Source organism: Limnohabitans sp. (genome assembly GCF_046052825.1).
Classification (GTDB): Bacteria; Pseudomonadota; Gammaproteobacteria; order Burkholderiales; family Burkholderiaceae_C; genus Limnohabitans.
The window spans coordinates 16,840-37,107 of the sequence record NZ_JAVLFP010000028.1 but is presented as its reverse complement, the minus strand read 5'-3'; the positions used below and the strand labels follow the sequence as shown (position 1 = coordinate 37,107).

Genomic DNA, 20,268 nt, shown 5'->3' with positions numbered 1-20,268 from the left:
CTGAACCCGCAGCATTCAGACCGCGCAGTATTGGTTTTGAATGGCGTCGTCAGCCAACAAGGCTTGGGCACTGCCCTCGTGCACGATCAGGCCTTGGTCCAAGATGTAGGCACGGTCTGACACCGACAAGGCACGAGACACGTTTTGCTCCACCAACAAAATGGTGATGCCTTGCGCCTTCATGCGCGCAAACAGCTCAAACATCTCGTCCACCAGCACCGGCATGATGCCCTCGGAGGGCTCGTCCAACAAAATCATGCGCGGCTCGGCCATCATGGCGCGGGCAATGGCCAGCATCTGCTGCTCGCCCCCCGACATCGAGGTGGCCTCTTGCAACAGACGTTCTTTCAGGCGAGGGAAGGTTTCGGCAATCACCTCAATGCGGGCATCGATATCCACCTTGCGTCGACTCGCCAGCAGCCCCAATTGCAAGTTCTCCCGCACGGTGAGTGAAGGCACGATGCGGCGGTCTTCCGGGACATAGGCAAAGCCTTCATGAAAACGCGCATGGGCGGCTTGGGTCAGCAATTCTTGGCCTGCAAACACGGCGCTGCCAGTGCATTTGGTGACCAAGCCCATCAGCGTGCGCAAGGTGGTGGTTTTGCCAGCGCCGTTGCGCCCCATCAGCGTGACGATCTCGCCCGCATTGACATGAAACGACACGTCTTGCACCACATGGCTGCGGTCGTACCAGGCATTCAAACCGCGAACGTCTAACAACGGTGTGTGTGTTGTCATCATCAACCCTGACCTAAATAAACACGACGGACTTCGTCGTTGTTGCGAATGTCCTCGGGTGTGCCCTGGGCCAAAAACTCGCCGTGGTGCAACACGATCAAACGCTCGCAAATCCCCATCACCAACTTCATCTTGTGCTCCACCAAGATGACAGTGCGTTCCTCGGCCAATTCGACAATCAAGTCCATCATGGCGGTGGTCTCTTGGGGCGACATGCCCGCCGTGGGCTCGTCCATCAGCAGCAGCTTGGGCGAGGCGGCCAGGGCCATGGCAATTTCCAGCGAGCGCTGTTGGCCATGGGCCAAGTCGGCCACGGTTTTGTCGCGCAGCTGGATCAAACCCACGCGTTCGAGCAAGGCATTGGCTTCGTCAATCGCTTCGCGCAACTGGTGTCGCGGCGTGAGGATGTCAAAGCGGCTGTAGCGCATTTGCGCGGCCACGCGAACGTTTTCGTGCACGCTGAGTTGCTTGAACACGTTGGTGATCTGAAAGCTCTTGGCAATGCCACGTCGGGCGTATTCGTGCGGGGCCAGGCCGGTGATGTTTTGACCCTGAAAGAAGATCTCACCCGTGGTAGGCGTCAGGGCACCGCTGAGCACATTGAAAAACGTGCTCTTGCCCGCACCGTTGGGGCCAATGATGGCCGTCAACTGGTTGGGTGCAAAAGACACCGTCACATCCGACAAGGCCTTGAAGTGGCCAAAGTGGCGACTGACGTTGCGCACGTCCAAAAAAGCAGGGGCCGTCATGCGTGCGCTCCCTTCAACACACCGCGCTTGACCAGGGTGTGCATCCAAGTGCCCCAAATGCCGCGTGGGAAAAACAAGACCAAGGCCATGAACAAGATGCCCACCACGGCCATCCAATAACGCGTGAGCGTGGTCACCACGTCTTCCAAGTACAAGAACACGCCAGCACCGACAAACGGGCCGAAGAAGGTGCCCATGCCACCCAGCAAACACATCATCACCGCTTGTCCAGACTGCAAGTAATGCAGCGAATCAACAGGCACCACCGACAGATGCAAGGCACGCAACGAACCCGCCAAGCCGCAAATGCCAGCCGAAATGACAAACACCAGCAGCTTGGCGCGGTCCACGTCGTAGCCGCAAGCAGCGGTGCGTTTGTCGTTCTCACGGATGGCTTCGATCACCGAACCAAACGGCGAGGCCAGCACCCGCGACACCAGCCACAAGGCCAGGGCCACAAAGAACAGCAAGATGTAGTACTTGGACATGGGGTTCAAAAAGTCCAGATGCACCGGCCCGAGGTCGATGGCTTCGGGCTTGATGCCGCGAAAGCCGTTTTCACCACCCGTCCACTTCTCGGCCTTGTAGAACGTGTAGTACACGATTTGCCCCAAGGCCAAGGTCACCATGGAGAAGTAAATGCCGCGCGTGCGGATGGCGATGTAACCCATCACCCAACCCACCAACAAAGCCGCTATCACCCCCACCACGATGGCAGGCAACCAATGCAGGTTGAAGAACACCATGGAGATACCCGTGAGGTAACCCCCCACACCCAAAAAGGCCGCATGACCGAAGGACAACATGCCGGTGTAACCAAACACCAGGTTGAAGCCCACGGCATACAAACCAAAGATCAAGATGTTGACCGCCAGAGCCTCGTAGGGCATGAGCAGTGGAAACACCAGCAAAAAGGCCAACACAGCGCCGACCCGATGACGCGCCACCCAGTTGACGCCGTCTTTGAACACTTCACTCATCCCAATGCCCCCGCTTTGCCAAAGAAGCCTTGTGGCCGAACCAACAACACCAGCGCCATCAACACAAAGATCGACAACTCGGCAAATTCAGGCGCAACCAACGAGGTCAGGCTGAACACCACGCCCACCAACAGGCCAGCCACCACAGCCCCCGGCAGCGAGCCCATGCCCCCCACCACCGTGACCACGAACGACTCGGCCAACACCGGAATCCCCATCTCAGGGTTGACCGCCCGTGTGGGGGCAGCCAGCACACCCGACAAACCGGCAATCGCTGTGCCCAAGCCAAACACCAAGAACCACACCTTGGCAATGTCCACGCCCAGCACGCGCACGATCTCCGAGTCGCGTGAGCCGGCGCGGATGATCAAGCCATAGCGCGTCTTCTCCAAGAACAACCACAGCCCCACACTCACCACCGCCGTGGCCGCAATCAAAAACAAGCGGTACAACGGAAAGTGGCCAAAGCCTAAATTGACCGCCCCCCGCAACGCCGCTGGCGTAGAGGACGGCAAGCCTTCAATGCCAAACAGCACACGTGCCAAATCGATCAACACATACGACAGACCAAAGGTCAGCAGCAAGGGGTAATCGATGCCGCGCCCGTACAAGGGCCGCACCAAGAAGCGCTCGGCCAACAAACCCAAGGCGCCCACCACAAGCGGGGCAATCAACAGGCCCAGCACAAAGCTGCCGGTCAGTCCCAAGAAATAGACGCCTAAAAAAGAGCCCATCATGAAGAAAGCCCCGTGGGCAAAATTCACCACGGTCAACATGCCAAAAATCAGCGACAGGCCAATGGCCAAGAGCGCATACACAGCGCCCAAGGCCACGCCGGTCACCAGCTGCAGCATGAACAAATTGAGGGTGATGTCTGTCACGGGACTTGTCTCCTGAGTGGCTTAAGCCTTGTGGCCGAGTTCGGTGCAACTGCGCAGAGTGGCCTCGTTGGGTGCGTCGGTGCTGACCACATTGAACACGTCGTTCTTGTCTTTCATGCCCTTGGATTTGGACTCGACGATGATGACCGACTGCACCGACTGGTGGTCGCACTTGCGGTAGTACTGGTCGCCCTTGTACCAGTTGTATTTCATGCGACCCATGGCGTCGCTGACCTTGTTGGCGTCGGTGCTCTTGGCATCCAACACGCCTTGCAAGATGCTGCGGATACCGGCGTAGCCCAATGCGCCGTAGTCGGTGGGCACGGCCCCGTTGTAGGCCTTGCGGTATTTGTCGTTGAAGGCCTTGGCCGCGGGCACTTTGTCTTCGATGCCCCAGTAGTACGAGGTGCCACCCACCACACCATCGAACACCTCGGCACCACCGGCTTGGCGTGCGGTGAACAACAACACGGGCGTGATGATGCGGGTCTTTTCTTTCAAACCAAAGTCGCTGGCTTGCTTGGTGGCATTGAGCAAGTCGCGGCCAAAGTTACACATCACCAAGATGTCAGGGTTGAGCGCCTGAATGCGTGGCAAGAAAGCCGAGAAGTCAGAGGCACCAATGGGGTGACGGATGTCGGCCAGTGTGGTCGCACCCAGCGATTGACCGGCACGCTCAAAGCCGCGCACCATTTCGTGGCCGTAGGCGTAGTCGGCGGTCAAATACACCACGCGTTTGCCGAATTTAGGAAACGCATAACGCGCCACGGCGCCCGCCGTCATGTGGGGATTGAGCGCTTCGTGGAAGGTGTAAGGACTCCAGTCCTTGACTTCGTTGATGGCGTCCGATTGGCTGATCGAGTTGAAGATCATCTTGCGCTCGCGCGTGACCGCATTCATCGACAACTGCGTGGCGGCAGACAAAGAACCGGCCATGAAGTCGACCTTGTCTTTTTCAATCAGCTCCAGGGTGCGGGAAGCCGCTTCGCCGGGGTTGAGCTTGTCGTCACGCACCAGCAACTCGGCCTTGCGGCCGTTGAAGCCACCGGCGTCGTTGAACTCTTTGATGGCCAACTCAGCCGCACGCACTTGGTCTTGTGCTTCGGTGGAGTAGGCCCCAGTCAAAGGCACCAAAAAGCCAATTTTGATGGGCGCTGTTTGGGCGCTGGCCATGTTGAACAAAAACGGGGCACTGCCCGCAGCGCCCGCTGCGGCGCCCATTTGCAGCAGCTGGCGGCGGCTGGGAAGCTTGGAATTTGAATGCTCGTTCATGCGTGTCTCCTGTGGGGGTTGAAATGAAATCAATGCTCGGCGTGCTTGGCACCAGCGTGTTGTTGTGTCGGGGCTGGGGTAGGCCTGAACGCGGTGACATGGCCATAGCGGCCCAAGTCAATCGCGGTTTCGGCCACCACCTCGCGGGCGTTGCGCTCGGTGGCGTGGGTGTCATGGCCAGCGGCTTGTGACTGCATGTAAGCGCCCAGCCAACGTGCACGGTCCACCGCCATCTGGCACTGGGGCAAACGTTGTTGCTCGTACACGCGCAAGGCCTCGGCGGTCGCGCCGTGGCTGCGAATGGCGTCGGCCAGGGCAGCCGCATCTTCGGCCGCTTTGGTCACGCCCATGCCAATGTGGGGACGCCCCACAAACGAGGCGTCGCCCATCAGGGCCACGCGGTCAAACGCAATCTGGGTCGAGGCCAAGTCGTAGATGGGTTGCAAAAACGGCTGCGCGGTTTTTTCGATCATCTCGGCAAACTGCGGCGCCAAGATGCGGCGCGCGTCTTGGCGCATGTCGGACACGTTTTGCCATGACACCTTGTTGGGCGAAATACCGCCCGGGTGGTGCACGCCATCGGCGTCGGTGAGCAAGGCATCGAGTGCCGGGCCTGCTGGTGCGGGGCGGTACCACACAAAGTTGTAGGCACGCCGACCACGGCGGGTGTCGTTGCCGGGGCCGGCGACCGGGTAGCCAATGATTTGCTCGCCCACCGGCAAACAAAAGCCAAAGGTGTCGAACACCGTGTTCAGGGTGAGGTTGGACAGCACCGATTCTTCGCACACACCGCGCCAAGCCACATAGCCTGCATACACCTGTTGGATTTGCGGCGCAAACTGCTGACGCACCGCCGAGCGGATGCCGTCACTGGCCACCACCAAGTCGGCTTCGAACGTGACGCGCTGTTCTCCATCGAGGGCATGCACCACCACACGGTCAGCCAATTGCGCCACGCGCTCCACCGACACACCTTGCAAATAACGCTCGGCAGGCACCAAGCGGTGCAGCAAGTGGTAAAGGCGGCTCCACGAGGTAAGCACCTGCGGCATGTCAATTTCAATGCCCACCGACCCATCGTGGTTGAGCGACATGCGCCCATCGATCGCCACGCCCAAAGACTCTGAGTCGTCCAAGCCGGCACGCTTCAAGCCATCGGTCAAGGCGTCGTGGGTGACGATGCCAGCACCCCGCCCGTCCATCGAGCCACGCACTTTTTCAAGCACACGCACATCGTGGCCGTCTTTGAGCAACATATTGGCAGCCATCAGGCCACCCAGTGATCCGCCAACAATCAGTATCCGCGCCATGTGTGTTGACCTTGCGTTCAAGCGGCCAAGCCGGCCGCGCGTTTTTTGTCGAGCGCGTATTTCTCGTCAGTGGGGTAGTTCAACTCCACCACCACACCACTCGGGTCGTCAAAGAACAACTGGTGCAGGTGAATCTCAGGCACCGTGCGCTGACGCGGCACCACCTTCATTTGGGCCAAATGGTCGAGCATTTGCTCCAGCCCGTCGGCAAAAAACGCCACGTGGTCGACGGCACCACTGCCGTGCAAGGAGCCGATGTCGCGGTCACCCAGGTAGTTTTTCAAACCCTCGGGGTCGTTCATGTCAATGCCAATCACGTGCACCACGGCATTGGCCACATCGGTGTGGGGACCCCGGTAGAGCCACAAACCCGGAAACGGAAACGGTGGGCGCGGCCCCACGGTCAAGCCCAACACGTCGACGTAAAAACGCTCGGTGGCAGCCATGTCGGTGGTGCGAATCGAGTAATGGTTCAGGGTGAGTGCCATGTCAAGTCCTTAGGGTGTTGGGTCTGATTGCGCGAGAGTGGGCATTGGAGCGCTTTGTGACGCGCAAAGGTGTCGCCGTCTTGACCTTGGCGGGCTGAGGTTGACTCAACACCACGCAACTGGCCTGCAAATAGCTGCGCACCTGGTTGCGTATGACCACGCGGTCATAGGCAGGTGGATTGCCTTCGTGCACCGCTTGGCTGTAAACCCAACGACGCAGGCCGCTGTAAAAAATGCTGCCGTGCAAGCCCATCAACAACTCACGCTCCATCACCGATGCTTGCGCACGGCTCTTGAACGCGCGGTAGCGACGGGTTTCACGGATGAGTCGCGGGAACAGGCGTTCGCGCAGCAAGTCAAAAAATCGGTTGGTGATGGTTTGGTCGGTCAAACCCGAAAAAATCAAGATGCGCACAAAGTCGTGCGTCAACACCGTCTCGGCGTAATCGATGTAGAACAAGGTGAACTTGTCTTCGGTGGACAAATGGTCATCGTCCAGCCACTGCTCCCACTCGGGCTTCCAGCGGCCCTCGAACACTTCCAAATACACACGGTCCACCAAGGCCTGCTTGGTGGGGAAATAGTGGTACAGCAAAGCATGTGTGACGCCAATGCTTTTGGCCAAATCGCGCATTTGTGCGTCAAAGCCATGGCGCGCAAAAAATTGGATGGCGCCATCGACGATGTGACGATCACGGTCGAGCACCGACATGCGCTTGCGCGCCGCCTCTGGGGCAGCGAGCTTGCCTTTCGGGTTTTTCCTAGGCAAAGACCTATTTACCAATGCGTCAACCATGGGTAGCATTGTTGAACGTTTGGTCAATAACATCATCGGGGCAAACCCTCAGCGCAGGCACCCCTGCGACAAGTCCTCCGCATGGCCATGACAGCCCCACAACATCCTGAAAGAACACCATGGAATTGACTGGAGAAGTTCGCATCAACGCGCCCCGAGAGCGCGTCTGGCATGCGCTCAACGATGCACGCACCTTGATGGCGTGCATTCCGGGCTGCGAAGAAGTTGAGATCACCTCACCCACCGAACGCCATGTGCGTTTGCTGGTCAAAGCCGGTCCGGTGCGGGCCCGCTTCGTCGGAAAAATCACCCTCAGCGATGTGGTGGCAGGCAGCGCCTGCGTGATGAACTTTGAAGGCTCAGGCGGCACGGCTGGCATGGCCACCGGCAAGTCGTCGGTGCAACTGCGCGACGACGGCGACGCCACCGTGGTGCACTACACCGCCACCGCCTCGGTGGGTGGCAAGCTGGGGCAAATTGGCGCACGCATGCTGGACGCCGCTTCCAAACAAATGGCCGATCAATTCTTCAAGCGCCTCGGCCAAGAATTGGGGGATGGGCAGACCCCGCCTTCATCCACCGCAGGTGCACCGCCCACGCATGGTGCCGCTGCCGCGCACTCGGCAAGCACCAGCGCTTCTCACGCCAGCCATGTGCACAGCCCATCTGCCGCAGCCCCGCTCCTCAGTGAAGGCACCCGCTTGCTGTGGTTTGCCTGCGGCTGTGCGGCCACCGGATTTGGCGTCGTGTTGGCCAGCTTGTTTCGCTGAGGCACCGACATGAAATCCCCCGAATTCGATTACATCAAAGCCCGCTCCCTGGAGCAGGCGCTGTCGCTGCTGGCCAGCCACGGTGACGAGGCACGCATCCTGGCCGGTGGGCAAAGCCTGCTGGCCGCCCTCAACATGCGCTTGTCCGAGCCTGCGCTGCTGATTGACATCAGCGGGCTCAGCCACTTGCGCGGCATCCAGGTCACGCCCACCGCGTTGCGCATTGGGGCCTTGACCACCCACACCGACATTGAAAACTCCAGCTTGGTGGCCCAACACGCCCCCCTGCTGAAACTGGCGGTGCCGCACATCGCCCACCGCGCCATCCGCAACGCGGGCACATTTGGCGGCTCCATCGCCAACGCCGACCCCGCCGCCGAGTGGCCTTGCTGCTTGCTGGCCCTGGACGGCCAGGTGGTGGCCCAGAGCCCACGCGGTGAACGCCGCATCGCGGCACTGGATTTTTTCACCGGTCTCTACACCACCGAGTTGGCCGATGACGAGGTGTTGACCGCCTGTGAATTGCCACTGGCACAGCGCGACGACTGGTTTGGTTTTCAAGAACTGGCACGCCGCCATGGCGACTACGCCATCGCCGGCTTGGCCATGCACCTGCGCTTTGCGGGCCCAGTGGTGCAAGCGGCCAAGCTCAGTTGGTTGGGTTTGGCCAGCACGCCCTTGCGCAGCCGCAAAACCGAACATTTGCTGGTCGGCAAACCGCTGGACGCCACCACGTTTGAAATGGTCGTGGCCTCGCTGCGCGAAGAGCTCGACCCCTTGGCCGACCTCACCAACAGCGGCGCCACCAAAAAACACCTCGCCACTGTGTTGGCGCGCCGCCTGCTGACCCAGGCCCAGGCCACACGCCAAAGCGTGGCTGCTTGACACCCCACAAGGCACACACCATGTCAGACCTTCACACCATCCGACTCCATGTCAACGGCCAGCCGCACAGCTGTGCCATCCCACCCCGATTGCATCTGATCGATTTGTTGCGCGACGAACTCGGACTCAAAGGCTCCCATCTGGGCTGCGAGCACGGCGTCTGCGGCGCTTGCACCGTCGAGGTCGACGGCCGCATCGTGCGGGGTTGCCTCACACTCGCGGTGCAAGCCGACGGCGCCCAAGTGCGCACGGTGGAGGGCCTGTCGGACTTGCCCGACGCCCGTGTGTTGCAACAGGCGTTTGTCAAACACAACGCCTTGCAGTGCGGCTTTTGCACGCCCGGCATGTTGATGGCCGCCCGTGAACTGGTGCAACACAAACCCGATGCCACCCGCGAAGAAGTGCGCGAGTGGATGAGTGGCAACTACTGCCGCTGCACCGGCTACCACGCCATCGTGGACGCCGTGTGCGACGTGCTGGCGCAACGCCACCAGGAGGCTGCCGCATGAGCACCGTGGTCCACACCCAAGACACCCCCTTGCACGACCTGACGCAAGACCCGCGCTACATCGGCCACAGCCCCGAGCGCCCCAGCTCACGCCGTTTGGTGCAGGGCCAGGGCTGTTACGTCGACGACATCGAACTGCCGCGCATGGCCCATGTGGTGTACTGGCGCAGCCCGGTGGCGCACTGCCGAATCACGCGCATTCAGGGCGACTTTGCGCGTCGCATGCCCGGCGTGCTGCTGGTGGCAGACGGCCCCATGCTGGCCAAAATTTGCAAGCCTTGGGTCGCCACCCTGGGCCACTTGGCCAACATGAAGTCGGCCCCGCAATACCCCCTGGCCATGGAACGCGCGCACTGGCAAGGCGAACCGGTGGTGGCCATCGTGGCCGAAACCCGCGCCCAGGCCGAAGACGCGCTGCAATACCTGCAAGTCGACTGGGAGCTGCTGCCTGCTGCCGTGGACATGGAAACCGCCCTCGACCCCAGCACCCCGGTGATTCACCCCGAGCTGGGCGACAACCTGTGTTTCACGCGCAGCCTAGACACCGGCGGCGTGGACGAGGCCTTTGCCCAAGCCGACCAGGTGGTCAACACCACCTTCGAGTTTGGCCGCCACACCGGGGTGACGCTGGAGCCACGTTGCCAAATTGCCGACTGGCGCACCGCCGAGCAGCAGCTCACGGTCTACCACTCGCAACAAGCGCCGCACATGATGCAAGACCTGTACGCGCGCCAATTTGACATTCCTGAATCGTCGGTGCGCGTGATCTGCAAAGACGTGGGCGGCTCGTTTGGCATCAAGGTTCACGCCTACCCCGACGACTTTGCCACCGTGGCTTTGTCCATGATGCTCGGCCGTCCGGTGAAGTTTGTGGCCGACCGCATGGAGTCGTTCACCAGCGACATCCACGCCCGCCACCACCGCATCGACGCCCGCATTGCGGTGCGCAACAACGGCGAAATTCTGGCCTTTGAAATCGACGACCTGACCGGCATTGGCCCGTTCTCGATGTTCCCGCGCACCAGCGCGATCGAGGGCAACCAGGTGGTCAACCTGGTGGGCGGTCCGTACAAGCACCAGCACTACCGCGCCAAGTTGAATGTGGTGTTCCAAAACAAAACCCCCACCTGCCAATACCGTGGCGTGGGTCACCCGATTGCCTGCGCCGTCACCGAAGGCTTGGTGGACATGGCGGCACGTGCCATCGCCATGGACCCGCTGGAGATTCGCCGTCGCAACGTCATCCCCGACGACGCTTACCCGTGTTCGGGCATCAGCGGCATCAAGCTCGAAGGCCTGTCACACCAAGCGTGCCTGGACAAGTTGGAAAGCCTGATGAACTACCCGGCCCTGCGTGCCGAACAAGCGGCGTTGCGCGAACAAGGCATTTACCGAGGCATTGGCATTGCCGCCCTGATTGAGCTGACCAACCCCAGCGCGGCGTTTTATGGCGTGGGCGGCGCCCGCATCGCCTCGCAAGACGGCGCCACTGCTCGGCTAGACCCCAACGGCGGTGTGACGGTGATGGTGAGCGTGGGCGAACAAGGCCAAGGCAACGACGCCATCTACACCCAGATTGCCGCCGATGCGGTGGGCGTGGACATGGCGCAGGTGCGTGTGGTCACGGGCGACACCGAGGTCACGCCCTACGGTGGCGGCACCTGGGCCTCGCGTGGGGCCGGTATTGGCGGCGAAGCTGTGTTGTTGGCCGGCCAAGCGCTGCGCGCGAACATCTTGAAGACAGCCGCCGTGATCTTGAAACGCGAGGTGAGCGAGATTGAATTGCACCGAGGCCAAGTGGTGGACGCCCAGACCCGCGAAGTGCTGACGCCGCTGACCGAGGTGGGCCGCATTGCCTACTTCCGCTCCGACTTGCTGCCCAGCGACTTCACGCCCGAGTTGAGCGTGACGCGCCACTACGCGCAGCGTGACTACCCGTTCATCTTCACCAACGGCATGCAAGCCTCGTATGTCGAGGTTGATCCTGACACCGGCTTTGTCAAACTGCTGCAGCACTGGGCGGTGGAAGACTGCGGTCGCGTGATCAACCCCCGCTTGGTGGATGAGCAAATTCGCGGCGCGATTGTGCAAGGCATTGGTGGCGCCATGCTGGAAGAGTGCCTCTACGACAACCAAGGCCTGATGCTCAACGCCAACATGGCCGATTACCTGGTGCCCATGTCCGCCGAGATGCCCGACATCCATGTGGCCCACGTGCAAACCCCCACCAAGAGCAGCCAGCTCGGCGCCAAAGGCGCGGGCGAAGCCGGCACCGCCGGTGCCCCGGCTGCGGTGATGAACGCCATCAACGACGCGCTGGCGCCGTTCAAGGCGCAGGTGCTGTCGCAACCGTTCACGCCTGAGAAGGTGTTGAAGGCGCTGGGCAAGGTCTAAGACCTTCGCGCGGGTTGACAGGCCAAGCTAACAGACGCTTGGCCTGTTAAAGCCAAGTCCCGTTGTGCTGCGGTACCGTTGTGCGCCTGTTTCACGCCTGCGCGTGAATCACCCGCAGCAGCCGATCTGGCGTCATCGGCAAATGGCGCGGTCGCACCCCCAGTGCATGCACCACCGCATTGGCAATGGCCGCACCCACAGGCCCTGCGGCCACTTCGCCCGCGCCCAAGCTGGGTTGTGCGAGGTCGTCCACCAGGGTGATGTGGATGTCAGGCACCGCGTCAAAATTCAAAATCGGGTAAGCGTCCCAGTGGCTGCTGGTGATGCCCTCGGGGCCCCAAGTCACGGCCTCTTGGAGGGTCCAGCTGATGGCTTGCATCACACCGCCCTCCACTTGGTTGAGCAGCCCGTCGCGGTGCACCACGCGGCCTGCATCCACCGTGCACCAAACCTGCTTGACGCGGATGGACTCATCGACCTCCACCTCCACGACCACCGCGCAATAGCCTGCACGGTTTTTGTAGCGACCAAAGGCCAGGCCCAAGCCCTGCCCTTCCCCACCCTCGCCGCGTTGCGCCCAACGCGCCGCTGCTGCGGTGGTTCGCAGCACATGGCTGGCACGGTCATCTTTGGCGTGACGCAGTCTGAATTCAAGGGGGTCCACCTGCGCCATCACGGCCAACTCGTCCATGAACGACTCAATGGCGAAGGTGTTGGCATAAGCGCCGAGCGAGCGCAAAGCCGACACACGGACCGGCCCGTGGGGCACAAAGTGTTGCGTGACCTGCAAGGCCGGCAAGTCGTAATAAGGAATGATGTTGCGCAAGCCGCCGCCCGTGGGCAAGGTGACGTCTTTTTCTTCCGGTCTGGGGACGTCAGGGTGCAAGGCCCAAGCCCCCAAAAGGTTGATGCCGCTCGACCAACCGGGGCGGTTCAAGTGGCTGTGGCTCCAGGTCTGGGCTTGCCAATCGGTGATGCGCCCTTGTGGGTCTAGGCCTGCGCTCAGCTCCACCAAGCTGGCAGAACCCATTGGCGAGACACACAACTCGTCTTGCCGCGTCCACTGCACACGCACCGGCACTTGGAGTTGATGCGCCAAGAAGGCGGCGTCCAAGGCCACATCGTCAGCGCCGTTGTGGCCATAGCAACCCGCGCCGGGGCTGTGCACCACATCGAGGGTGTCCACCGCCACGCCCAAAGCAGCGGCCATTTGTTCGCGCAGCTTGAACACGCCCTGCGAATGCGTCCACACGGTCAAGCCCGCTTGTCCGCTGCCCGTGAGTGAAGGCTCGGCCACCGCGCAGGCCAAGCCGATGGAGGCGTGTGCAATATAAGGTTTGGAGTAACGCTGCGTGAGCCGCTGGGCACAAGCCATGGCTTGCCCCTCGTTCACCACCTCTTGCGTGACCGCTGGCAAGCTGGTCAGCAAGGGCTCGATTTCTTGAAAAGCGGGCAACTCGGGCAACACCCATTTCACCAAAGCACAGGCTTTTTCATGGGCGCGCAGCAGCGCCGCCTCATCGGGCCCCAGCAAGGCGATGAACTCGCCTTGACACACCAGGTGCGTCACGCCGTCCAATGCCCGCAAAGCGGCCAAGTCGGGCTGGTGTACACGCGCCTCGGCATGCAGGCCACGCAGAACTCGCGCATGCAGCATGTGTGGGCGCACGATGTCATGCACAAACCCCGGGCCGGTGAATTTGTCCCACAGGTCCACACGCACAAAAGCATCATCGGCGGGGGATAGCAGCTGGCCCGGGTCTGCCTCGTCCGTGAGCGGCAGATCGAGCCGCGTGGCGGCGTAGTCAAAACTGTGTGCCAAGTCGTGGTAACTCACACGCTGGGCGGTCGCGTCTGCCGAAAACACACCGTCTTTCAAGCTGAGCGCGGAAGGCAGCACCGACAGATGCGCACTGGCCTGCTGGGCAAACACACGTCGCATCTGCACGCACGCATGGCGCAAGGCCGAGACACCCACCTCCACCGAGAAACTGCCTGCGGTGTAGCCCTCGTCGGGGCTCTGCGCGGTGTGGCCTGCGAGCAAGCTGGTTTGGTCGGGGCGCAAACCCAATTCTTGGCAAGCCACTTTGAGCAAGGCGGCAGAAATGCCCTGCCCCAGTTCGACCTTGCCGCTGCGAATTTGAAAATGGCCATCGTCCAACAGGTGAACCCATTGGCCCAACAAAGGCGCGGTTTGAATGCTGGAAGGAAGTGGTGCAGACATGGCTTTAACCCTTCGCATTCAAACGTTGAATGGCCAAGCGCGTGGCGCGCACGATGCGCACATGGGTGCCGCAGCGGCACAGATGGCGGTTCAGGGCTTGGGTGATGTCGCCGTCCGAAGGTTGGCGGTTGTGCTGCAACAAGGCGGTGACAGACATGAGCATGCCGTTGATGCAGTAGCCGCACTGGGCTGCTTGCTCGTCCACAAAGGCTTGCAGCACCACCGCGCCCACCGGGTCTTGCGGCAACGAGGCGGGTGTGCGCACATCACAGCCTTGCACCGCCCCATTGGGCGTGTTGCACGACTGCTGCGCATGGCCGTCCACGATGACGGTGCATGCGCCACAGTTGCCTGCGCCACAGCCGTAGCGCACGTCTTTGGCGTTGCAGGGGTTGCGCAGCACATGCACCAGCGCGGTGTTGGCCTCGGCCTGCACGGCAACGGCTTGGCCGTTGAGCTGAAAACTCGCAGTGTTCATGCGCACCCCTTGGCGTTTCAGGCTTTGATCTTCAACAGCTTCATGGCGTTGAGGCCTTCGATCATGCGGCGCTGTGTGGCAGGCAAGCCTTTGACGCTGGCGATCAAGCCCAGTGGATCGTCCATGCCCATGTCGTAGGGATAGTCGGTGCCCAGTAGCACATGCTCAGCGCCGTAACGGTCGATCAGGTTTTTCAACATGCGGGGGTCGAAGGTGATGGTGTCGAAGTAGAACTTCTCCAAATAGCTCGATGGCTTTTTCTTGATGACGGTGCGCACGTCGGGGCGGGCCTGCCACGCATGGTCCATGCGGGCCCAGTAGTGGGCAATGTAGCCACCGCCGTGGGCGGCGATGAATTTGATTTTGGGGTTGCGTGCCACCACGCCATCCAAGATCAGGTGACTCACGGCCACGGTGGTCTCAAGTGGGTTGCCAATCACGTTGTTGAAGTAGTGGTTGGTCAAGCGCTCGCCCTGGGTGTAGCCCAGGGGGTGCATGAAGATCACGGTGCCCAACTCATTGGCTTTGGCAAAGAACTTCTCCAAGCCCAAACGGGGGTCGGTCAGGTTCATGCCGTTGACGTTGGTACAAATTTCCACGCCGCGCATGCCGAGTTTTTTGACGCAGTACTCCAGCTCTTTGACGGCCAGTTCGGCGTTTTGCAAAGGCACCGAGCCCAAGCCCACAAAGCGGTCGGGGTGCTTGGCCACCAACTCGGCAATGCCGTGGTTCACGTCGCGTGCCAACTCGGCACCGAGTTTGGGCTCGGTGAAATAAAAGTAGTGGTAAGGCGCTGGGCACACGGCCTGTATGTCCACGCCCATGCGGTCCATGTCTTGGATGCGCTCTTCGATGCCCATCAATTTGGGGGCACGGGTTTTCATTTGCTTGACGTTGGTTTGGTTGGTCAACTCGTTGGCAAAGATCACCGTGGGGTCGTACTGCGCCGCATTGAGGTGGGCGGTTTTTTTGTTCACCTCGGGGTTGAGGTAATGGCAGTGGATGTCCACCACTTTGGATTTGCCGCGACGGTCTTTGACGATGTGGGCGGTGGCTGATTTGGACTTGACGCCCGTGGTGGCAGCGGCCTTGGTGCTGCTGCTCTTGGCCGCTTTGGCCGTGGCGGCCTTGGCTGTTTTGGCGCTGCTGGCGAGGGAGAAGCCGTGGTCGTGATCGGGGTCACTGCAAGAAGCGGCACAGGTGTAAAACATGGTTTGTCCTTTGAAGTTTGGGATAAATGGAAAAGGTCAGAACACGCCCAAGTGGCGTGTGGCTAATTCAGGGTTGGCACGCACCGCATCATGGGTGCCGGCAAAGGCCACCTCACCGGTGTTGAGCACCACGATGTCGTCGGCCAAGCCCATGGCGAGTTCGAAGTTTTGCTCCACCAAGATGATGGACAAACCTTCTGACTTGAGTTTGGCGATGCCGCGTGACACCTCGGCCACGATCAGGGGGGCCAAACCTTCCGAGGGCTCGTCGAGCAGCAGCACATCGGGGTTGCCCATCAAGGCGCGGCCAATCACCAGCATCTGTTGCTCGCCGCCCGACAAAGTGCCTGCACGTTGCTTGTGGCGTGGCAGCAGCTGCGGGAACAAGTCGTACACCCGCGCCAACGTCCAAGGGTGGGCGATGTCGCGGTTTTGTTCGGCCACGATGAGGTTCTCTTCCACGCTCAGGCTGGCAAACACACGCCGGCCTTGTGGCACCAAGCGGATGCCACGTTTGGCAATGGCTTCGGGCGGCAGCGCGCCAATCGACTGACCACCGAGCAGCACCTGCCCTCCCGTGCAGGGCAGCAGCCCCGACAAGGTGAGCATGGTGGTGGTTTTGCCAGCACCATTGCGGCCCAGCAAGGCCAGCACATGGCCTTTTTTCAGAGAGAACGACACCCCATGCAACACATGGCTGTCGCCGTAATGGGCGTGGATGGCATCCAGTGTCAACAAATCAATGGCCAAGGTAGACCTCCCGGGTACGCGGGTGGTTGACCACGGTTTCGCGGTCACCTTCCACAATCAAACTGCCGTAGTGCAGCACAGCGATCTGCTCTGCAAAAGCCAGGGCCACATCCATGTCGTGTTCAATCATCACGATGGTGGTGGACTTGGGGAGCGCCGCCACCAGGTCCCGCACGATGATGCGTTCGTCATGCGACAAACCCGCCAGCGGCTCATCGAGCAACAACAAGCGCGGCGACTGGGCCATGGCCACCGCAATCTCGACCCGGCGTTGTTCGCCATAAGAGATTTCACTGGCCGCCAAGTGCGCACTGTCTTTCAAACCCACGGACGCCAAAATGGTCTCAGCCTGGGCATAGAGCGTGTCGTCGAGCTTCAACGGCTTGAAGGCCTGAAAACGCCGCGCGCTCACACCCAGGAGCGACAAGGCCACGTTGTGCAGCAAGGTGTCTTTGGAAAACAAGGTGATGATTTGGTAGGTACGGCTCACGCCCGCATGCGCACGCCGGTGCACAGGTTGGTGGGTCACGTCTTCACCAAAGACTTTGATGGTGCCGGAGTCGGGCTGCAAGTCGCCTGAGATTTGGTTGAACAGCGTGGTTTTGCCGGCGCCATTGGGGCCAATGATGAGTCGGCGTTCACCGGGCTTGACAACAAATGACACGTCTTGCGTGACCTTGACGCCGCCAAAGCTTTTGCACAGATGGCTGATTTCAAGTGCGTAGGTCATGCCTTGCTCCCGCCATGAAAACGTTTCTTCCACACATCCACCGCAGACACCAGGCCTGCGGGCATGAAGATCACGATGAACAAAAACACCAGCCCCAACAGCATGTTCCAGCGCTCCACATACGCCGAGGCGTAGTTCTTGAGCATCACCACCACCAGAGCACCGAGCAAGGGGCCGACCAAGGTGCCAGAGCCACCCGCGATCACGCACAGCAAGGCCTCGGCAGAGACGGTGATGGCCATCACACTCGGGTGGATGTATTTGTGGAAATAGACATACAGCAAACCGGCCACCGCCCCCAAGAAACTGGCGATCACAAAGGTCGTCCACCGAATGGCCCACACGTTGTAGCCCAACGCACTCATGCGCCGCGCCTGATCGCGGGTGCCACGGATCGAGGCGCCAAAGGGCGAGCGAATCAGCACGCTGATGGCATACACGCACACACAGGTGATCACCAGCGCAAACCAGTAAAAGTTGTTGCTGATGTCCAAGTCAATGCCAAAGGGATGAGGTCGGGTCAGACCCGACAGGCCGTTGTCACCGTTGGTGACCGAGACCCAGCGGTAGCCCAAGCCCCAGACGATTTGCGACAGCGCCAAGGTCAACATCAAAAAGCCCAGCCCTGTGGCACGCAAAGCGATCCAACCAAACACCATGCCGATCAAGGTGGTGAGCAGCAAGGCCGCAGGGGCCGTGATGGTGTGGTCCAGCCCCATCTTGATCGACAACCAAGCCGAGATGTAGGCCGACAAGCCCATGTAAGTGGCGTGCCCGAGCGACGTCAACCCGGCGTAGCCCACCAACAGGTTGAGGCTGGACGCAAAGATGACGGCAATGAGGATTTGGCTGCCCAGGTTGACGAAGTATTCGCCTGAAACCAAGGGCAGCGCAGCGAGAAAAATGATGCCCAACAGCACCCCTGTACGGTTCATGTTGTGACTCTTCCAAAGAGGCCTTGCGGCTTGAAGGCAATGACCACCACCATGGGCAGAAACAAGATGACGTAGGCCAGATCAGGCACCAGGGCAATGCCAAAGGTGTAGATGAAGCCCACAATGAAACTGGCCACAAAGGTGCCCACCAAACTGCCCACGCCGCCCAGAATCACCACGATCAAAGCCAGCGGCAACATGTCGGCGTCGAGGCCCGGATAGGCATTGAAGATCGGTCCACCCAAGGCCCCGCCCAAACCTGCCAACGCAGCGCCCAAGCAAAACACCGTGGTGAACAAGCCCGAGGCCGGAATGCCCACGGCGCGCGCCATGGGCATGTCGTCCACACCGGCACGAATCATGGCCCCCAGACGGGTGCGCTCCATCAGCAAATACAGCAGCACACCCACCACGATAGAAAAGCCCAACACCACCAAGCGGTAAGTGGGAAACCTCAGGTTGAACATTTCCATGGGGGCTTGAAACATCGATGGGGTTTGGATCGGCAAGGGGTCACCGCCCCACAACATCAGGCACAGATCGGCCACCACAAACGACAGCCCCAAGGTGGCCAGCACCTGGCCTTGGGCGTTGTTGGCAAGGCGACGCAAGATGAAACGTTCGATCAAACCGCCGACCACCGCCATGGTGAGCATGGACGCACAAGCGGCCAGCACCAGGCCGTGGCCTTCGCGAATCATCGTGGCCGCCACATAAGCGCCGAGCATGAACAACGACCCATGGGTCAGGTTGGCAATGCGCATCAAACCGAAGATGAGCGCAAATCCGGAGGACAGCATGAACAGCAGCCCTCCGAATGCCAGACTGTTGAGGGTTTGGATGACCCAAATCTGCATGATGAGCCTTGTGGTTTAAGACTCGAGGTTCTTGGCCGGTGGCCAATCGCGCGAGTACACCGGGTTGGCCAAGAACTGCTTGGGGTCGTAGTTCCAGAACTGGCTCACGTTGGGATAGGTCTTGATCACCGAATTGACCAAGCGGCCTTCTTTGCGTGCCACTTGGCGGATGTAGACATCGCCCACCACGTTGCCAAATTCGTCGAACTTCACGTTGCCGCGGGCGGTGGCGATGTTGGTCTTCTTCAAAGCGGCCATCAAGGCGTCGCGGTCGTTGACTTTGCCACCAATGGCTTTGACGGCGGCTTCCAAAATCGCACCACTCACATAGGTGCCCGAGGCGTAGTAACCGGGGTCGTAGCTGAACTGTTTGCGGAAGGCGGGCGCAAATTTGGCGTTGATGGGGTTGTCCAACTCGGCGGAGTACCAGCACACGGTTTGGATGCCCAAGGCTTCGTCACCCATGTTGCGCAACACGGCTTCGTCGAGTGCGGTCATGCCACCCACAATGGTCATCTTGTTGCGCAGACCGTATTCGTTGAACTGGCGCACAAAGCGGAAACCGTTGGAGCCGGCAAAGCCCAAAAAGATGCCATCCACATCGGTCTTGAGTTGGGCCAGGAAGCTGCCGTAGTCAGGCGCCGTGAGCGGTGGGAACATTTTTTGAACGATCTTGCCGCCGTTTTCTTCGAACACGCGCTGAAAGCCTGCGTTCATTTCATGGCCGTAGGCAATGTCGTCGGCGATCATGGCCATGCGCTTGAACTTCAAGGTTTTGGCGCAATGGTCGGCCATCACATGCGAGCACTGTGACGACGACGAGGTGGCGCGCACAAACCAAGGGTTGGGCTTGCGCTGGGTCATGTCGTCGGCCGCAGCCACCGACAAGGTGGGTATTTTTTGTGCCTTGATGTAGTCGTCAATGGCCAAGGCCTCGAACGCAGCCAACGGGCCCATCAACACATGCACCTTGTTGAGTTCGACCAACTCTTGCACTTTGGACTTGGCCGTGGCGGGGACGCCGCCGGTGTCGGCCACAAACAGCTGCACTTTTTGCCCAGCCATCATGTTGTTGCGTTCAGCCAAGTACATGACCAAGGCGCGCTCCATGTCGATACCGCCCGAGGCCAGAGGGCCGGTTTTGACGGTCAACAGGCCCAAGCGAATGCCCTCACCCGCTTGCGCTTGTGCGGCCATGGGCAAGGCCATGGTCATACCGGCGGCTGCCGTGGTTTGTAAAAAGTCGCGTCTTGTCGTCATGAATGTCTCCTGATGTGGATGCTGTGAATGAAAAACTTGGCTCTCACGCTTC

Annotated in this window: 20 protein-coding genes; 4 read left to right on the top strand and 16 right to left on the bottom strand. The window is 60.5% G+C overall.

What is annotated here, in order from left to right:
- Positions 1–15: 15 nt before the first annotated feature.
- From ACKWJN_RS04060 to ACKWJN_RS04025, 8 genes are read right to left on the bottom strand one after another with little or no spacing between them, the layout of a single operon-like run.
- A complete protein-coding gene (locus ACKWJN_RS04060) occupies positions 16–738 on the bottom strand; it encodes an ABC transporter ATP-binding protein (RefSeq protein ID WP_408594764.1) in 723 nt (240 codons plus the stop codon).
- A 2-nt stretch (positions 739–740) separates the two neighbouring features.
- Positions 741–1,487, bottom strand: coding sequence for an ABC transporter ATP-binding protein (locus tag ACKWJN_RS04055; protein ID WP_408594762.1), 747 nt, complete (start codon positions 1,485–1,487; stop codon positions 741–743).
- Positions 1,484–2,467, bottom strand: coding sequence for a branched-chain amino acid ABC transporter permease (locus ACKWJN_RS04050; protein ID WP_408594760.1), 984 nt, complete (start codon positions 2,465–2,467; stop codon positions 1,484–1,486). The genes ACKWJN_RS04055 and ACKWJN_RS04050 overlap by 4 nt, the downstream gene beginning before the upstream one ends.
- Positions 2,464–3,348 carry a branched-chain amino acid ABC transporter permease gene (locus ACKWJN_RS04045; RefSeq protein WP_408594758.1) on the bottom strand — a complete coding sequence of 295 codons (885 nt, stop codon included), beginning with the start codon at positions 3,346–3,348 and terminating at the stop codon, positions 2,464–2,466. The genes ACKWJN_RS04050 and ACKWJN_RS04045 overlap by 4 nt, the downstream gene beginning before the upstream one ends.
- Positions 3,349–3,369: 21 nt before the next feature.
- The gene (locus ACKWJN_RS04040) at positions 3,370–4,620 is read right to left on the bottom strand and encodes an ABC transporter substrate-binding protein (protein ID WP_408594756.1); all 1,251 of its coding nucleotides are present in this window, start codon (positions 4,618–4,620) and stop codon (positions 3,370–3,372) included.
- 29 nt (positions 4,621–4,649) lie between these two features.
- Positions 4,650–5,930, bottom strand: a complete 1,281-nt coding sequence (locus ACKWJN_RS04035; RefSeq protein WP_408594754.1) for an FAD-dependent monooxygenase — start codon at positions 5,928–5,930, stop codon at positions 4,650–4,652.
- Between the two features lie 17 nt (positions 5,931–5,947).
- Complete coding sequence (locus ACKWJN_RS04030; RefSeq protein WP_408594752.1) at positions 5,948–6,418, bottom strand: VOC family protein; 471 nt, start codon at positions 6,416–6,418, stop codon at positions 5,948–5,950.
- Position 6,419: 1 nt separating this feature from the next.
- On the bottom strand, positions 6,420–7,214 hold the full coding sequence (locus tag ACKWJN_RS04025) for a TetR/AcrR family transcriptional regulator (protein WP_408594750.1): 795 nt from the start codon (positions 7,212–7,214) through the stop codon (positions 6,420–6,422).
- 119 nt (positions 7,215–7,333) lie between these two features.
- On the opposite strand from ACKWJN_RS04025, the gene ACKWJN_RS04020 reads away from it, so the two are divergent.
- Genes ACKWJN_RS04020 through ACKWJN_RS04005 form a run of 4 tightly spaced genes read left to right on the top strand, consistent with a single transcriptional unit; the run spans position 7,334 to position 11,771 of the window.
- The gene (locus ACKWJN_RS04020) at positions 7,334–7,984 is read left to right on the top strand and encodes a CoxG family protein (protein WP_408594748.1); all 651 of its coding nucleotides are present in this window, start codon (positions 7,334–7,336) and stop codon (positions 7,982–7,984) included.
- A 9-nt stretch (positions 7,985–7,993) separates the two neighbouring features.
- A complete protein-coding gene (locus ACKWJN_RS04015) occupies positions 7,994–8,869 on the top strand; it encodes an FAD binding domain-containing protein (RefSeq protein ID WP_408594746.1) in 876 nt (291 codons plus the stop codon).
- Between the two features lie 20 nt (positions 8,870–8,889).
- Positions 8,890–9,378, top strand: a complete 489-nt coding sequence (locus ACKWJN_RS04010) for a (2Fe-2S)-binding protein (RefSeq protein ID WP_408594744.1) — start codon at positions 8,890–8,892, stop codon at positions 9,376–9,378.
- Complete coding sequence (locus tag ACKWJN_RS04005; RefSeq protein WP_408594743.1) at positions 9,375–11,771, top strand: xanthine dehydrogenase family protein molybdopterin-binding subunit; 2,397 nt, start codon at positions 9,375–9,377, stop codon at positions 11,769–11,771. The genes ACKWJN_RS04010 and ACKWJN_RS04005 overlap by 4 nt, the downstream gene beginning before the upstream one ends.
- Positions 11,772–11,862: 91 nt before the next feature.
- Here the strand turns inward: ACKWJN_RS04005 and ACKWJN_RS04000 are convergent, their stop codons facing one another.
- The 8 genes from ACKWJN_RS04000 to ACKWJN_RS03965 are packed head-to-tail and all read right to left on the bottom strand — an operon-like array spanning position 11,863 to position 20,216.
- Positions 11,863–13,995: a molybdopterin cofactor-binding domain-containing protein gene (locus tag ACKWJN_RS04000; protein ID WP_408594741.1), complete on the bottom strand. Its 2,133-nt coding sequence runs from the start codon at positions 13,993–13,995 to the stop codon at positions 11,863–11,865.
- Positions 13,996–13,999: 4 nt separating this feature from the next.
- Complete coding sequence (locus ACKWJN_RS03995; protein WP_408594739.1) at positions 14,000–14,473, bottom strand: (2Fe-2S)-binding protein; 474 nt, start codon at positions 14,471–14,473, stop codon at positions 14,000–14,002.
- Between the two features lie 17 nt (positions 14,474–14,490).
- Complete coding sequence (locus tag ACKWJN_RS03990; protein ID WP_408594737.1) at positions 14,491–15,684, bottom strand: amidohydrolase family protein; 1,194 nt, start codon at positions 15,682–15,684, stop codon at positions 14,491–14,493.
- Positions 15,685–15,720: 36 nt separating this feature from the next.
- Complete coding sequence (locus ACKWJN_RS03985) at positions 15,721–16,434, bottom strand: ABC transporter ATP-binding protein (protein ID WP_408594735.1); 714 nt, start codon at positions 16,432–16,434, stop codon at positions 15,721–15,723.
- Positions 16,424–17,164 (bottom strand): ABC transporter ATP-binding protein, encoded by a 741-nt coding sequence (locus ACKWJN_RS03980; RefSeq protein ID WP_408594733.1) that lies wholly within the window; start codon positions 17,162–17,164, stop codon positions 16,424–16,426. The genes ACKWJN_RS03985 and ACKWJN_RS03980 overlap by 11 nt, the downstream gene beginning before the upstream one ends.
- Positions 17,161–18,099, bottom strand: coding sequence for a branched-chain amino acid ABC transporter permease (locus ACKWJN_RS03975; protein ID WP_408594731.1), 939 nt, complete (start codon positions 18,097–18,099; stop codon positions 17,161–17,163). The genes ACKWJN_RS03980 and ACKWJN_RS03975 overlap by 4 nt, the downstream gene beginning before the upstream one ends.
- Positions 18,096–18,956 carry a branched-chain amino acid ABC transporter permease gene (locus ACKWJN_RS03970; RefSeq protein ID WP_408594730.1) on the bottom strand — a complete coding sequence of 287 codons (861 nt, stop codon included), beginning with the start codon at positions 18,954–18,956 and terminating at the stop codon, positions 18,096–18,098. The genes ACKWJN_RS03975 and ACKWJN_RS03970 overlap by 4 nt, the downstream gene beginning before the upstream one ends.
- Positions 18,957–18,971: 15 nt before the next feature.
- Positions 18,972–20,216, bottom strand: coding sequence for an ABC transporter substrate-binding protein (locus tag ACKWJN_RS03965; RefSeq protein ID WP_408594728.1), 1,245 nt, complete (start codon positions 20,214–20,216; stop codon positions 18,972–18,974).
- Positions 20,217–20,268 lie beyond the last annotated feature (52 nt).

What these genes read in the sequence shown, in the direction of transcription:
- ACKWJN_RS04060 (WP_408594764.1), bottom strand. Translation starts at nt 738, where the DNA reads ATGACAACACACACACCGTTGTTAGACGTTCGCGGTTTGAATGCCTGG.
- ACKWJN_RS04055 (WP_408594762.1), bottom strand. Translation starts at nt 1,487, where the DNA reads ATGACGGCCCCTGCTTTTTTGGACGTGCGCAACGTCAGTCGCCACTTT.
- ACKWJN_RS04050 (WP_408594760.1), bottom strand. Translation starts at nt 2,467, where the DNA reads ATGAGTGAAGTGTTCAAAGACGGCGTCAACTGGGTGGCGCGTCATCGG.
- ACKWJN_RS04040 (WP_408594756.1), bottom strand. Translation starts at nt 4,620, where the DNA reads ATGAACGAGCATTCAAATTCCAAGCTTCCCAGCCGCCGCCAGCTGCTG.
- ACKWJN_RS04035 (WP_408594754.1), bottom strand. Translation starts at nt 5,930, where the DNA reads ATGGCGCGGATACTGATTGTTGGCGGATCACTGGGTGGCCTGATGGCT.
- ACKWJN_RS04030 (WP_408594752.1), bottom strand. Translation starts at nt 6,418, where the DNA reads ATGGCACTCACCCTGAACCATTACTCGATTCGCACCACCGACATGGCT.
- ACKWJN_RS04025 (WP_408594750.1), bottom strand. Translation starts at nt 7,214, where the DNA reads ATGGTTGACGCATTGGTAAATAGGTCTTTGCCTAGGAAAAACCCGAAA.
- ACKWJN_RS04020 (WP_408594748.1), top strand. Translation starts at nt 7,334, where the DNA reads ATGGAATTGACTGGAGAAGTTCGCATCAACGCGCCCCGAGAGCGCGTC.
- ACKWJN_RS04015 (WP_408594746.1), top strand. Translation starts at nt 7,994, where the DNA reads ATGAAATCCCCCGAATTCGATTACATCAAAGCCCGCTCCCTGGAGCAG.
- ACKWJN_RS04010 (WP_408594744.1), top strand. Translation starts at nt 8,890, where the DNA reads ATGTCAGACCTTCACACCATCCGACTCCATGTCAACGGCCAGCCGCAC.
- ACKWJN_RS04005 (WP_408594743.1), top strand. Translation starts at nt 9,375, where the DNA reads ATGAGCACCGTGGTCCACACCCAAGACACCCCCTTGCACGACCTGACG.
- ACKWJN_RS04000 (WP_408594741.1), bottom strand. Translation starts at nt 13,995, where the DNA reads ATGTCTGCACCACTTCCTTCCAGCATTCAAACCGCGCCTTTGTTGGGC.
- ACKWJN_RS03995 (WP_408594739.1), bottom strand. Translation starts at nt 14,473, where the DNA reads ATGAACACTGCGAGTTTTCAGCTCAACGGCCAAGCCGTTGCCGTGCAG.
- ACKWJN_RS03990 (WP_408594737.1), bottom strand. Translation starts at nt 15,684, where the DNA reads ATGTTTTACACCTGTGCCGCTTCTTGCAGTGACCCCGATCACGACCAC.
- ACKWJN_RS03980 (WP_408594733.1), bottom strand. Translation starts at nt 17,164, where the DNA reads ATGACCTACGCACTTGAAATCAGCCATCTGTGCAAAAGCTTTGGCGGC.
- ACKWJN_RS03975 (WP_408594731.1), bottom strand. Translation starts at nt 18,099, where the DNA reads ATGAACCGTACAGGGGTGCTGTTGGGCATCATTTTTCTCGCTGCGCTG.
- ACKWJN_RS03970 (WP_408594730.1), bottom strand. Translation starts at nt 18,956, where the DNA reads ATGCAGATTTGGGTCATCCAAACCCTCAACAGTCTGGCATTCGGAGGG.
- ACKWJN_RS03965 (WP_408594728.1), bottom strand. Translation starts at nt 20,216, where the DNA reads ATGACGACAAGACGCGACTTTTTACAAACCACGGCAGCCGCCGGTATG.